A 14,400-nucleotide genomic window follows, 5' to 3' on the forward strand; every position below is an offset into this window, starting at 1 on the left:
CTCACTCCTTTTGGGATTTTCAGACAATGTATGAAAAAACTCCGAAGACAAAATTAAATACGTCTTCGAAGCTTTTTTGCACTTGATTACTGTTTATTTCTTTTTCTTCTTTTTCTTTTTATTTTTCTTCATCATGCGATTCATCGCCATTTTTCCTAGCTTACCTTTGACACCGGTACCGAACATTTGGTCCATGCCAGGAATATTCATATCCCCTTTAGACATTTGTTGCATCATCTTACGGGATTCTTTGAATTGTTTGATCATACGATTGACTTCCACTACGCTGTTCCCTGAACCAGCAGCAATTCTGCGTCGGCGGCTTGGATTCAATAGGTCTGGGTTTTCACGTTCTGCAGGTGTCATCGAATAAACCATTGCTTTTTTACGCTCAACATCTTTCGGATCAACTTTGATATTTTCGATTCCTGGCATCTGATTCATTCCTGGGATCATTTTTAATAAGTCTTCGATTGGGCCCATACCCATGACTTGATCCAATTGTTCAATGAAATCATTGAAGTCAAATGAGTTCTCACGCATTTTTTGCGCAAGCTCTTCTGCTTTTTTCTCATCATAGTCTTGTTGCGCTTTTTCGATCAGCGTCAACATATCCCCCATACCAAGGATACGACTTGCCATACGATCTGGATGGAAGACTTCTAAGTCAGTCAGCTTTTCACCAGAACCGATGAACTTGATTGGTGCACCGGTCACTGAACGAATCGATAGCGCCGCTCCCCCACGTGTGTCTCCATCTAATTTTGTGATGACGACCCCGGTGATCCCTAATTGTTGATTGAAGCTATCCGCAACGTTGACGGCATCTTGACCAGTCATCGCATCGACAACGAGTAGGATTTCGTTAGGTTGTGTCAAGTCTTTGATTTGTTTTAATTCATCCATCAATGTTTCATCAATGTGTAAACGTCCGGCTGTATCGATCAATACGTAATCATTTTTCTTTTCTTTCGCGAGTTCCATCCCTTGACGAACGATTTCTACAGGACTCACATCTGTTCCCATATCAAAAACCGGAACATCCAATTGCTGTCCTAAAACTTTTAACTGGTCGATGGCAGCAGGACGGTACACGTCACCTGCAATCAATAAGGGACGAGCATTTTCATTTTTCTTTAAATAATTCGCTAATTTACCAGTAAACGTTGTTTTACCTGCCCCTTGCAAACCAGCCATCATGATGACAGTCGGGATTTTTGGAGATTTAGTCAATTCGACCGTTTCTGAACCCAAAGTGATCGTTAACTCTTCATCCACGATCTTTACGATTTGTTGTGCTGGAGAAAGACTATCAAGTACTTCTGCTCCAACTGCACGTTCGCGCACACGTTTCGTAAAATCTTTGACTACTTGTAAGTTGACATCGGCTTCTAATAGCGCAAGACGGATCTCGCGCATCATTTCCTTGACGTCAGCTTCAGAGACTTTTCCTTTTTTTCGTAACTTTGACATCGCCTGTTGTAGGCGTTCAGTTAAGCTTTCAAATGCCATATTTTATTCATTCCTTTTTGTTATTCTTCGATTTCTTGAATTTTTTTGATGTATCCTTGCAGCGTTTGATCTTCAGGATACTGTTCATTGATATAGTTCGTCAATTCTGTCAACAACTGTTCACGAACGACATAATCAGAAAAAAGGTGGAGTTTTTTTTCGTAATTCTCCAAGATCTTGCTCGTTCGTTTGATATTATCATAAACTGCTTGGCGACTGACCTCATATTCTTCAGCGATTTCTCCAAGTGAAAAATCATCTGCATAATATAATTCCATATAATTCATTTGTTTCTCAGTCAACAGTGTCGAATAAAATTCAAAAAGAGCATTCATCCGATTGGTTTTCTCAATTTCCATTCAACTCACCTCGTTGATCCATCCACTCTTCTTCTGAGCAGACACTGATTTTTTGTTGGAGAAAATAGGCGGTAGCTACGCCAATGCCTTCTTTCAGACTACCAGTGAAACTACCATCATAGATAGTTGATGAGCCGCAGGAAGGACTATTTGCTTTTAAGATCAACGTTGAGATCTGCTTTTCCTTGAGTACTTGATAAGCATTGATCGCACCATTTTTATAAGCTTCTGTAACATCTTTTCCAGAGATCGTCATGACCTTAGCCTGATGATCCCAGACATCAAACCCATCACCACCAACGATTTCCGCTGGTTCTCTTGGAATGGGCAAACCTCCTGCTACTTCTGGACAGATCACGATTGCTTGACCTTCTGTCACGAGTTTTTTTAAGGCAGGGATTGTTTGTTCCCGGCCATCATAGCGACATGAGACGCCACCTAAACAAGCACTGATACCGATCATCGGACATTTTCTCCTTTAGCTGAGCAAATTGCTTTTATATTATACCATTTATTTAGCTGGTTAAATAGTCCTTGCCCCCGATTCTGTGCTAAAATAAAGGAGATGAAATTTATCAAAAGGAGAATTTATGAAAAAAGTACTAGTTGTTGATGACGAACCCTCAATTGTAACATTACTGACATTCAATCTTGAAAAAGAAGGATATAAAGTAACCAGTGCTGCAGATGGTCAAGAAGGTCTTGATCTTGCATTGGAACATTCATATGATTTCATTATTTTAGATGTGATGCTTCCTTCGATCGATGGCATCGCGATCACACAAAAGCTCCGTCAAGAAAAAAATGATACACCTATATTGATCCTAACAGCTAAAGATGATCAAGTCGATCGAATCATCGGACTGGAGATCGGTGCGGATGATTATTTGACGAAACCTTTCAGCCCTCGGGAAGTCCTTGCACGGATGAAAGCCATCTTTCGTCGGATCGAGCCCCGTAAAACTCAATCTGATGAGGCAGAACCAGAATACTTATCGATTGGACAAATCAAAGCCGACTTGACGAATTATCAAGTGACGATCGAGGACCAACCGATCGAACTTACGCCGAAAGAATTTGAGTTGCTTGTTTATTTCATGAAACGCAAAGATCGAGTGATCGACCGAGATACACTGTTGGATCGTATCTGGAATTTTGATTTTTCTGGACAAAGTCGTATTGTTGATGTCCATGTCAGTCATTTACGTGAAAAAATCGAGCGTGATCCGAAACATCCTAAATATTTACTGACTGTTCGGGGCTTTGGTTATAAATTCCAGGAACCAAAACGATGAAAAAACAATGGAAAAAATTCTCCGAGCGCTTGTTTTTTCTCATCTTGTTGCTTGGCTTATTTTTTGGTGGATGGCAGATCATCTCCCATTATTTCCAACAACAGATCATTGAACAACAAGAAAGTTATTTGACTAAAAAAGCGCAGTTATTGGCTCGTCAACTAGATGTCGAGAATCCTACTTCTGCTAGTAATAAAATAGTTCTGGATGAATTTGTCCATCAATCCAATGAACGAGTGACGTTGATCGATCAAACTGGCACGATCATTTATGACACGGAAGAATCTTCTTTGCATGAACAAAGAAAAACACGCCCGGAAATCAAAGCGATCTTAGAAGGAAGTACGCTTGGTACTTCTCTTCGTAAGAGTACGACATTGAATGAAGAATTACTTTATGTCGCCTTGCCCATCAAAGTCAATGGAAAATTGGTAGCGATCATTCGCATCGCTGAACCTACAAGTGGCTTTCTTCCTCGTACGGAAAGTTTTCGCCGTTGGGTATTCGGTTTCTTCTTGGTTTTCTTTCTTTTATTGACATTTATGATCTACTACCTGATTTACCAACGAAACCAACCACTCAAAACAGTGATTCCTGTTTTGAAAAAAATGGTCAAGAACCCGGAACAAACGGAGATCATCATGCAGACTTCTGATCAATGGGAAGAATTATACCAGACGATCAATGGCTTGAGTGAACAGATGACCAAAATGTATCGCGCCTACACGACGACGGAGGAACAATTATACAGCTTGTTGAATGAATTGATGATCGGTGTCTTTCTGATTGACTCCAATGCCACACTGCGCCTGCTTAATCCAAAAATGCAAGTCCATCTAGGTGTGAAAGATTATCAAGAAAATCAACATTACACAGAAGTGATCCGCGAACCAAAATTGATTCAATTGATCCATCAAGTTTCTCCGTCTGAACCGATCGTTCATCAAGAAGTCACGATTGCTGACGGTACGCAAACACTGGATATCAGCTTGCGTTATTTCAATAGTTCAGAGGATACTGGACAAATTTTAGGTGTTGCTTATGATCTGACAAAAGTCAGACATTTAGAAAAAATGCAAAAAGATTTTGTCGGCAATGTCTCACATGAATTAAAAACACCTGTCACTTCTTTGATTGGGTTTACTGAGACTTTACTGGACGGTGCAAAAGAGGACCCCGACACACTGACTGAATTTCTATTGATCATGCAAAAAGATGCGATTCGTTTAGATAAGCTGATCCGAGAAATTATTCAGTTATCAAAAGACGAAGAGAGTTTACATGAAACCCAAACGATCTATATGGAGCCTTATTTCCAACAGGTGATCCAAAGCTATCAACCAATGATCCGGAAAAAACAGTTGACGATCAAATTGATTGGAGAAAATACTGCCTTTACGACACATCCTGATTTGCTTTACCCGATCATCAAAAACTTGTTTGAAAACGCGATCCAATATTCAAAAGAAGAAAGTGAGATCATCCTTCGCTACGAAAGCCACGATCAGCTGATTTTCTCTGTACAAGATTTTGGTATTGGTATCGATCGCGAAGATCAAGAACGCATCTTTGAACGTTTTTATCGTGTAGATAAAGCGCGTAGTCGCCATTCAGGTGGTACAGGATTAGGATTGTCGATCGTGAAAGAATACGTGAATTTACTTCATGGTACGGTGGAGATCGAGAGTCACCCTGGTATCGGCTCTACCTTTATTGTGAAGATCCCTAAAATCAATTAATCGTGAACCTGATAGGTATAAATGAAATAAGCGTCAACCTCCAAGAACATTTCTGTTTTAGGAGGTTGACGCTATCTCTTTGTACCCAACAATTCTTCGCTCATTTCTTGAAAAATGGAAATACTTTTCTCCAACGTTTTTTCGTACGTGTCGTATCGATCTTATCTAAATGCAAATATTTTTCCACGAAAAAGGTCAACTGACGAAAGATGGATTCTGCTGCGAAAAAGAGCATGACCACCATTAAGATAGACACTGGAGAAATGGCTGATATTGAAAATAGTTTATGCAAGAAGACAACAGAAAAGACGATTCCACTTGCACAAAATAGTATGATCCGTGTTCGAAATTGGTTCAATGGTTGACAGATTTTATAAAGGACTAAAAAGCCAACAACAATCAACAACATGGTAGAAGCTGTCGATGTATCCGTTTTGTTCAGATTTAAAATCGAACCACCCACGACTAAAGCGCCTACCACCATCATATCAGTCAGCCCCCCCGGAATAGCTTTTTCCAAGACATTCTCAATGAATCGGCCTTTGATCCGGTTCTCATTTTCTTCCAATGCTAATAAAAAGGAAGGTAACCCGATCGTAAATAAACTGATCAATGTGATTTGTGAAGGTTCTAATGGATAAGTGAATGCAAAGAGAACAGAAAACACAGACAGTAAAAATGAAAAAATATTTTTTACTAAGAAAAGACTGGCAGAACGTTCGATATTGTTTACGACACGCCGTCCTTCGCCAACAATCTCTGGCATTTTAGAAAAATCTGATTCCAACAAGACCACTTGTGCCGCTTGCATCGTCGCTTCATTCCCTGATGCCATCGCAATGCTACAATCGGCTTCTTTCATCGCCAAGATATCATTTACCCCATCCCCAGTCATCGCCACTGTATGCTTCTCTTTTAGTAAACGAACAAATTCCTTTTTTTGTTCTGGTTTGACACGGCCAAAGACGGTATATTTTTCCATGGCTTCTGGAAATTCTTCTTCCCTTAACGAGGAGACATCCACATATTGCTCCGCGTTTGAAATACCCGCTTGTGTGGCAACATGAGAAACTGTCGCTGGGTTATCACCAGAAATAACTTTGATAGCAACTTCTTGTTTCTTAAAGTAATTAAACGTTGCTTTCGCTTCTTGACGGATCGGATTAGCAATCAATAAATAACCTAACGGGATAACGGCTTCTTCCAAGTCTTCTTGTGACAGTACCCCTTGGTATTCACCGAAAACTAATACCCGATAGCCTTGTTCCGTATACGCGCTAAATTCAGAAGCATAACTCGTGAACGCTTCGCGTAAGACCATTTCTGGTGCTCCAAGGACATACGTTTTATCCGTAAATGTCACGCTGCTATATTTTCTCACAGAAGAAAAGGGTAAACTTGCTGTTGCCTCCCTGTCAGAATGCTTCGTGAAGTAATTTTTGATTGCTTGCATCGTTTCATTGTCAGCTTCGATTGCCTGTGCGTAGTCACCAAGTAATTCATCCAACTGATCTGCTGTTTGTTTTGCTAAAGAATTTTCAGGAATCAGCACACGTTGAACGTCCATTGCATTTTCAGTGATTGTTCCTGTTTTATCGACACATAATACATCCACTCGTGCTAACGTCTCGATGCTTTTCATGTCATGCAGCAACACTTGTTGTTTTGCTAAGCGCGTCGCACTCATTGCTAGTGCAATCGTTGTGAGTAGGTACAGCCCTTCAGGAATCATGCCGATCAACGCAGCTTCCATCGAAACAATACTCTCTCTTAATGTATTGCCATTGTAAAAATAGCTTTGAGAAAATAAGGTCAATCCAATGGGGATAATGATGATCCCTACCCATTTGATGATCTTATCTAACGAAGCAATCATCTCGGATTGTTCTCCAGTACCCATTTCTTTTGCTTGCATCGTTAATTTGGCAATATAAGATTCATTGCCAACTCGTGTCAACTGAACTTTTGCTTTACCCGTAACGATGAAGCTTCCTGACATTAATTCATCGCCGATTTCCTTACTTATCTCATCCGCTTCACCAGTCAATAGCGCTTCATTCACTTGTAGATTACCTTCTATGATCTTTCCATCTGCGGGGATCTGGTCTCCTGTTTTTAGAATGACGAGATCATCTAGAACTAACTCTTCGATAGTTATCTTCTGTTCTTGACCATTCCGTAATACTTTGACTGTTGCGGCATGTAACATGCTCAACTGATCCAAGATTTTCTTGGAATGGATCTCTTGATAGATCGCAATGCCAGTATTTGCCAATATGACAGGTAAAAAAGTCAAATTTTTATAGGAATTGACGACACATAATAAAATCGCTAGGACTAAAAAAATCAGATTGAAATAAGTAAAGACATTCTCCATCACGATTTGCTTGTTCGTTTTAAATGTAGGACTCGTTGCTTGATTGACAGCGCCAACACGTATTCGCTCTTGGACCTGTTTCTCTGTCAGCCCTTCATTTTTGTTAGGATCGATGCGTTCTAATTGTGCCAACATTTGCTGTATCTGTTTTTCTCGCTGCTTTTCTTTTCTTTTCATAACTAATCCCTCAACTTTTTTTCTACTCTTTAACCATACGTCATTTTGCCAAATAAATCCTCAGATATAACTGATATTCTTCTTTCAAAACTGTCATATGGAAAAAAACGAAAACGTAGAGTGAGCAATAAACTAAAAAAAGCTTAGATCCTCAACGAGGAACTAAGCTTAATAATCAATGGTAGTCGTTATGAATAAACATGTGATTGAAAGATGTATTCAATCTTATGATAAGTTACCTTCTGCGTCACGTTCAACTTTCATCATGCTGATCGGTAGGTAGCCTAAATCTTGTACTGGTCCTTCTTGAACGGCATCAGTCATCATGAAGTCTAAGAACTTCTTCACTTCTGGTTCTGGTTCGCCATTTGTATACATATGCTCATAAGACCAAATTTCCCAGCTATTGTCTGAGACATTTTCAGGAGTTGGTTCTACACCGTTGATTTTCAACGCTTGAGTAGAATCATCTAAATAAGAGAAAGCTAAATAGCTGATCGCACCTGGTGTTTGTGAAACGATTTGACGAACTGTTCCTGATGAATCTTGTTCTTGAGATTGTATTGGTACAGCGCCATCTAATGCCCAGTATTCAAAGGTTGCACGAGTGCCACTTCCGTTTGCACGGTTGATGACATTGATTTCTTGATCTGCTCCGCCTAGTTCACTCCAGTTAGTGATCTTACCAGTGAAGATCTCGATCAATTGTTCTTTTGTAATATCTTCAACGCCTGTATCTTTATTTACGATTGGTGCCATTCCAACAACTGCTACACGATGGTCTACCAATTTACTTGCATCGATCCCATCTCTTTGTTCTGCAAATACATCAGAGTTTCCGATTGTTACAGCACCTGACGCTACTTGACTAAGACCTGTTCCACTTCCGCCACCTTGAACAGAAATCTGATAGTTGGGGTTATCTTGTGTAAACATTTCTTGTGCAGCATCAACTAAAGGTTGCAAAGCGGTTGAACCGACCGCTACGATTTTTACTTGATCATCTGAACTAGCCGAGTTGCTTGCTGATCCATCCGTACTTCCTGAACCAGAACCACATCCAGCTAAGATAAAACCTAATACTCCTAAAGAAAATAAAACTTTTTTCATTTATATGCCCCTTTCTTAGTTACAAATTGATTGTATCAGGGTACTGTAAATCCTAGATATTGAATATGTAAAGTTATTGTTAAGTTGTGTAAATATATCGTAAAACAAAAAAACGTCCGAAAATGGACGTCCTACAAAAAACTATATCTTTTCTATCAGTAAGGATTGTTCACGGATCTCTGTATAATAGAATAGGCCAACTGCTAACGCAAAGGAAGCAATCGCTACATAAAAACAAGGTTTGATGGTCAAAAAATACATCGCAGAATAGCTTGTATCTTTTAGTCCACTTTCACTTAATCCATTCGGACCGATGATGATCCTCGGTAATATCGAGAAATAAGATGTAAAGACCAGCATAGAAGAAAACTGGATCAAATGCCAATTATACTTTTTTATAAATGTTTTTGAAACGATCAAATTCACACTGATCAAAAAATAAAAAAGGGTCAATGTCGGAAAATTTTTGGAAATAATAAAGCCACTTCCATTGATGATGCCAAGAATCTCGGCACCTTGTACTACTGCATTCACCCATGTAAAAGGCAAAAGAAAAATTGGGAAAAACCAAAGAAACAAATACAATTGTTCTAGTTTTATTCTCTTTTTCATACAAAACCTCCCAAAAGACACTCCATCTATCATACTATATTCTATTTCTCTAAAAAAACTGAGGGGAAAGACTAGTTTTTTAAGAATAAAGCAATGAGAGTTTATTCATTTTATTCAGAATATTTCAAAAAAGAATTGATTATTCATTGTTTGATTTTACAATAAAAACCAAAGGGAAATGATTTGGAGGATTGTACCTTTGCGATTATTTTACATAAAAAAAACAATCTACTTATTGATGTGTGTGCCTTATTTTTATCTCGCTCTACTTTTTGATTATTATTATCATTCAGTCATCCTATTTATATTATTGATATTTTGGGCTTTTTTTGTTGGTTTTACGTTGAGGCGAACCAATCGTTTAAAAACATTGTTTCTTGGCAATCTTTGTTCTGCGAGCACCTCTTATTTATTTTTTGCTAAATGTACAGAATGGCATTTTTTGTATCATCCTTTTTCACCTGAACAGATCATCTTACTGCTCGCTGGTATTTACTTATTTCCACAGTTATTAGGGATCATCTGGGGTAGCATATTCGCGCGTTATCGTAGACACACTCACTTTTAATGACAAACAAAGTAAAGCATCCACAACAGCTGTGAACTGTCCTCAGATGCTTTACTTTTATTTTTATGCTCTATTTTACCTAGTTGTAATGTTTGATAAATAAATTATCGTCAACACTTCGCAACTTATTATATTTCATGTAAATAGATTTTCTTGATGATCAGCTTATCGAATAGTTGCGATTGACTATCTTGTTCACCGATGATCTCTGCGATCACGATTTTACCATTTGGTTTTTTCCTTAATTGGTAATTGATTTTACCCGTTTCTGTTAATTCATTGAGCATATCAACAACCCCGCCAAAACCAGTTTTCTTCGTAATGAATCCTAATGCTACCATTCGTTCATCAAGATTTTTAGCAGAGATAGACACACCTGTAACTAAATATTGTTTTAAGGCGCTAACCAATTCATCTAACGATTCAGAAGTGGATACGATGGCCGTGCGATTTTTTGTGAATGGTTCGTTTGTCGCTGATCCATTTGTTTTTGTCTCTTCTGTTTCTGTCGCAATGAGTTGGCGAAGCGTGGCTAATTCTTGCAACAACGTTTCATATTGCTCTTGGGTCAACATCACACCAGCAACTTTTTCACGATTAAAAATATATACGCCTGTTTCAGCTTTTCTAGCTTGGTCAAACACATCCATCGGCGATCTTTTCACTTCTGTAATCGAAGATGTAGGTACTTCTAGTTTCTTTAATTCCAATGGATTTTCCTCCTTTGTTTTTCCAGTCCATTATAGCATATTCTAGCGCTCGATGATTCGTTTACTCGTAAAAGTTATCTTTGTGTTGATCCAATAATCGATGTCTGATAATAGTCTTTCGATTCCTAGTGAATCTTGATAAAAATATGTTTTCTGATCATTAGTGAGACTAGCAGAAAAAAAGTGATCTGTGATGACAAGTTGAGCATAACTAGGTGGCTTACTTCTGGTACATACATGGATCGATGTTCGTTTACGATGACGTAACGTTTTATCTAAGATGGCTGCAAGTCGTCTAGCTTCTTCGTGGTCATAGCGAAAAAAGAACACGATTTTCACTTCCGGTGCATACATCTCCAAATAGCCTCGTTCATTCAATAATTTCAGCAACATCTTTGCCCAATCGGTCGTTGGCTGAAACAAAGCTTGTTGTAAAGCGATACGAAACTGGTTTGATTTCTCAATGAAATTAGGGATCGTGTCTGCCAATGCTTGGTAGGCAACGGCTTCTTCATGGATAAAGCGATCATGAAGACCAATTGAATATTTCAACCACTCTTGGAATAGTACTCTTGTTATTTTCTTTTTGTTGGAACTTTCAAAATCATTCGTCAACCAAAATAATGAATCTAATTTTTCAGTAACAATCGATAATTTTTGATAGACGGAGGTTTTTTCGATCTTTTCCCACCGCTTGTCTGTGATCAAATGGCTATTCAGTCGCAGGATAGCCCGATAATTCTTTTCTTTTGTCGGAAGCTTTTGTTCAGAGCGAAAGAGTAGTTCTGGAAAAATCTCATAGAAGAACAATTGATGATTTGTAAAAATCTCAATATCTGTATGTTTGGGACGATGATCTAGAAGTTGGATGAATAGTTCTGAAAATGTTTGATCATGGTCTTCCTTAAAAAAAGTTGGGAACTCTTTGAGAAAGCAAAAAAGTAAATATCTGATTTTTCGTTCAGAACCATAGATTTGCTGCTTTTTATAGGAAAAAGAAAGATGATAATCCCCTAACCATTTTTTCAATCGTTCTTGTGCGGAACGATCATATTCGAAGGAGTATTCCCTTTGTAAAATCAGATCCCGTAGTAAACAGAACGAATCCGATCGGATCAAAAATTCAAACAAAAGAAATGGTTCATTGTATGCTTGGTGGTAGACGAGTTGGACTTCTTTTTTATCATACGCTAGTTCTAAGGGATAATCCTCTGATTTCAATCGCTTCAAATAACGATCGATCGTTTTGACATCGACATCCATCCTTTTTGCTAAGTCGCTTTTCTTCCATGTCAGATCTTTCATTTGGTTGATCAGTAAAAAGATATTCTGTGCATTTTTTGTTAGTAATGTTTGCCAATTCATTGCTTAACCTCACTCTATCAATAGTTTTTCCAGAGTGGCTCATCAATACTCTGAAAATGTCTCTTATATAAAGTACGCAAAGAAATATTTTTTGTTTTTCTTATTTTACTAATTTACAAAATTAACCAGAAATTAATCCAAAGTCTCTCGTTTGTGTAAATCATACCAATGACAAAAAAAAGGAAGCAGGACCTTAGTTCCTTCCCTCCATTTAAAAACGAATAGACGGCGAGAACAGAAGTAACCTCTTCGGAAATAAGACGCCAGCCACAAAAATTTGAAGAACAATTTTCGTGGCTGGCGCCTTATTTCTTGAGGTTGAACACTTCTGTCCCGACCTCCCATTGACATAGTCATATTCACTCTTTATTCAATAATTATTTACTAAAAATGATCATTCTTTGATCTTCAACGTCAACGCATTCAATGCTACAACTACGGTACTCAATGACATCAAGACAGCTCCGATCGCTGGGCTTAACAAAATTCCGATGGGTGCAAGAATCCCTGCTGCTAAAGGAATGGCAAGAATGTTGTAACCCGCTCCCCACCATAGATTTTGGATCATTTTCTTTCTCGTTTGTTTAGCTAGATCCAAGAAATGCAAGATATCTTTTGGGTCACTGTTGATCAAAACAACATCCGCTGAATCGATCGCAATATCGGTTCCTGCTCCAATCGCCATCCCGATCGTTGCACGTGCTAAACTTGGGGCGTCGTTGATTCCGTCACCGACCATGATGACTTTTTTTCCTTGTTCCTGATAACGTTTGACGATGTCTTCCTTGTCATTTGGTAAAAGCCCACCATAAAACTCTTCGATACCTAAGTATTGCGCGACCACTTCTGCGGCATGTTGATTATCACCAGTCAACATCACCGGAGTGATCTTTCTTTCTTTGAGACTTTGAATAAAGGTTTTTGCTTCTGCTTTGATGATGTCACCTAATGCCACTAATCCGACTAAACGATCATCGATCAATAGAAAACTAACTGTATTCCCTTGCTCTTCGTAAGGCGTTAGTCGTTCCTTTGCAATTTCAATTCCTAAACGTTTGATTTCTTTTTCGTTGACTACTTTTACATTCTTATCTGCTACTGTTCCAGTTAAGCCAACCCCTGAAAGATTTTTTTGATTTTCTGCTTGATAAGGAGAAATATTCTGTTCCTTCAAATAACGCATGATCCCAATGGCTAATGGATGATTGGCGTTCGCTTCTAAGGCACCTAAATATTTCAATAGTTCTTCTTGAGGATAATCATCGTCTAAGCTTTCGATACCAGTGACGGTGAATTTTCCTTCCGTCAACGTACCTGTTTTATCCAGCATGATGACATCTAACTCATTAGCTTGTTCTAAGGCGCGACGACTTTTAAGCAACAACCCATTTTTAGCAGCAATCGACGTTGAACGTGCCACCACTAGAGGAATCGCCAAACCTAACGCATGGGGACAAGCGATGATGAAGACAGTGACCATCCGTTCTAAAGCAGTTGGTAAATCGGTTAAAAAGAGCCAAATAACAAATGCCAATAGACCGGCGATCAATGCGACATAAAACAACCATTTTGCTACTTTGTCAGACAAAGATTCTAGTTTTGACTTTTCACCTTGTGCTTGACGGACCATATCCATGACTTTGGCTAAATAGCTATTTTCACCTGTTCCGGTCACTTCGATTTCAATGGTGCCGTCTCCATTGATCGAACCACCGATCACTGGATCAGATGTTTGTTTTTTGACCCCTTTTGATTCGCCAGTCACGGCAGATTCATCCACGATCGTTTCTCCTTTGAGAATCGTTCCATCCGTTGGCATCTTATCTCCTGCTCGAACAACTAAATGATCTCCCTCTTTGACTTCTTTTAAAGAAATCGTCTCTTCTGTCCCATCTGTTCGTAATCGTTTGACTGTTTCGGGTAATAATTCTGCTAGTTTCTGTAACGCATTACTTGCATTAGAAACGGCACTCATTTCGATCCAGTGCCCTAATAGCATGATGACGATCAATGTCGCCAACTCCCAGAAGAAGTCCATTACATGAGTATGAGGGTTGATGAGATTCGCAATAAAAGAATAGACACTATAAACATAGGCTACAGTGATCCCCATAGCAATCAAGGTCATCATTGCTGGACTTTTTTGTTTCAATTCCATTTTAGCGCCACTTAAAAAGGGTTGTCCGCCATAAATGAACAAGAGGGTCGCCAGGATCAAGACGAGCCAATCAGAGCCAGGGAAAGTCACTTGAAAGGGAAATTCCATACCCATCATGGGTGAAAACAAGATGATCGGAATCGCTAGCAACAAGGACAACCAAAATTTTTGTTTGAAATTTCCCATGTGCATCGAATGATCCATCCCACCGCTCATATGGTCATGATGATCCATTGAACTGTGATCCATCGAACTATGATCCATCGAACTATGATCCATTGAGTGATGCTCATGTGCCATGGTCTCGTGGTTCATTTTCGTATGGTCCATCTTTTGGTGTGTCATGTTCGTTTGTTCCTTCGTTTCATCATGATGATGCTCGTGCATCGTTCGTTTTTTTTGCTCGTTCATTTTCATT

11 protein-coding genes are annotated in these 14,400 nt (G+C 38.9%); 2 read left to right on the top strand and 9 right to left on the bottom strand.

Annotated features, from left to right (window positions below; genetic code table 11):
- Nucleotides 1-93: 93 nt before the first annotated feature.
- The 3 genes from ffh to IGJ00_RS10510 are packed head-to-tail and all read right to left on the bottom strand — an operon-like array spanning nucleotide 94 to nucleotide 2,334.
- Nucleotides 94-1,512: a signal recognition particle protein gene (gene ffh / locus IGJ00_RS10500; protein ID WP_010735002.1), complete on the bottom strand. Its 1,419-nt coding sequence runs from the start codon at nucleotides 1,510-1,512 to the stop codon at nucleotides 94-96.
- Nucleotides 1,513-1,532: 20 nt separating this feature from the next.
- Nucleotides 1,533-1,871, bottom strand: a complete 339-nt coding sequence (locus IGJ00_RS10505) for a putative DNA-binding protein (protein ID WP_010735001.1) — start codon at nucleotides 1,869-1,871, stop codon at nucleotides 1,533-1,535.
- Complete coding sequence (locus IGJ00_RS10510; RefSeq protein WP_071867494.1) at nucleotides 1,861-2,334, bottom strand: DUF523 domain-containing protein; 474 nt, start codon at nucleotides 2,332-2,334, stop codon at nucleotides 1,861-1,863. The genes IGJ00_RS10505 and IGJ00_RS10510 overlap by 11 nt, the downstream gene beginning before the upstream one ends.
- A 127-nt stretch (nucleotides 2,335-2,461) precedes the next feature.
- Between IGJ00_RS10510 and IGJ00_RS10515 the strand changes: the two genes are divergently transcribed.
- Nucleotides 2,462-3,166: a response regulator transcription factor gene (locus IGJ00_RS10515; protein ID WP_010734999.1), complete on the top strand. Its 705-nt coding sequence runs from the start codon at nucleotides 2,462-2,464 to the stop codon at nucleotides 3,164-3,166.
- Nucleotides 3,163-4,905 (top strand): ATP-binding protein, encoded by a 1,743-nt coding sequence (locus tag IGJ00_RS10520; protein WP_438844413.1) that lies wholly within the window; start codon nucleotides 3,163-3,165, stop codon nucleotides 4,903-4,905. The genes IGJ00_RS10515 and IGJ00_RS10520 overlap by 4 nt, the downstream gene beginning before the upstream one ends.
- A 100-nt stretch (nucleotides 4,906-5,005) precedes the next feature.
- Here the strand turns inward: IGJ00_RS10520 and IGJ00_RS10525 are convergent, their stop codons facing one another.
- The 6 genes from IGJ00_RS10525 to copB form a co-directional block, all read right to left on the bottom strand.
- Complete coding sequence (locus IGJ00_RS10525) at nucleotides 5,006-7,459, bottom strand: cation-translocating P-type ATPase (RefSeq protein ID WP_438844414.1); 2,454 nt, start codon at nucleotides 7,457-7,459, stop codon at nucleotides 5,006-5,008.
- Between the two features lie 225 nt (nucleotides 7,460-7,684).
- The gene (locus tag IGJ00_RS10530) at nucleotides 7,685-8,569 is read right to left on the bottom strand and encodes a phosphate ABC transporter substrate-binding protein PstS family protein (protein WP_086334935.1); all 885 of its coding nucleotides are present in this window, start codon (nucleotides 8,567-8,569) and stop codon (nucleotides 7,685-7,687) included.
- Between the two features lie 141 nt (nucleotides 8,570-8,710).
- On the bottom strand, nucleotides 8,711-9,181 hold the full coding sequence (locus IGJ00_RS10535; protein WP_010734995.1) for a hypothetical protein: 471 nt from the start codon (nucleotides 9,179-9,181) through the stop codon (nucleotides 8,711-8,713).
- 696 nt (nucleotides 9,182-9,877) lie between these two features.
- Nucleotides 9,878-10,459: a prevent-host-death protein gene (locus tag IGJ00_RS10540; protein ID WP_074799523.1), complete on the bottom strand. Its 582-nt coding sequence runs from the start codon at nucleotides 10,457-10,459 to the stop codon at nucleotides 9,878-9,880.
- Nucleotides 10,460-10,501: 42 nt separating this feature from the next.
- Complete coding sequence (locus IGJ00_RS10545; RefSeq protein ID WP_071867488.1) at nucleotides 10,502-11,824, bottom strand: hypothetical protein; 1,323 nt, start codon at nucleotides 11,822-11,824, stop codon at nucleotides 10,502-10,504.
- Between the two features lie 394 nt (nucleotides 11,825-12,218).
- Nucleotides 12,219-14,399 carry a copper/silver-translocating P-type ATPase CopB gene (gene copB, locus IGJ00_RS10550; protein WP_438844415.1) on the bottom strand — a complete coding sequence of 727 codons (2,181 nt, stop codon included), beginning with the start codon at nucleotides 14,397-14,399 and terminating at the stop codon, nucleotides 12,219-12,221.
- Nucleotide 14,400: the final 1 nt, after the last annotated feature.

The sequence above is a fragment of the Enterococcus sp. AZ062 genome (assembly GCF_051715065.1).
Taxonomy (GTDB): domain Bacteria; phylum Bacillota; class Bacilli; order Lactobacillales; family Enterococcaceae; genus Enterococcus_B; species Enterococcus_B mundtii.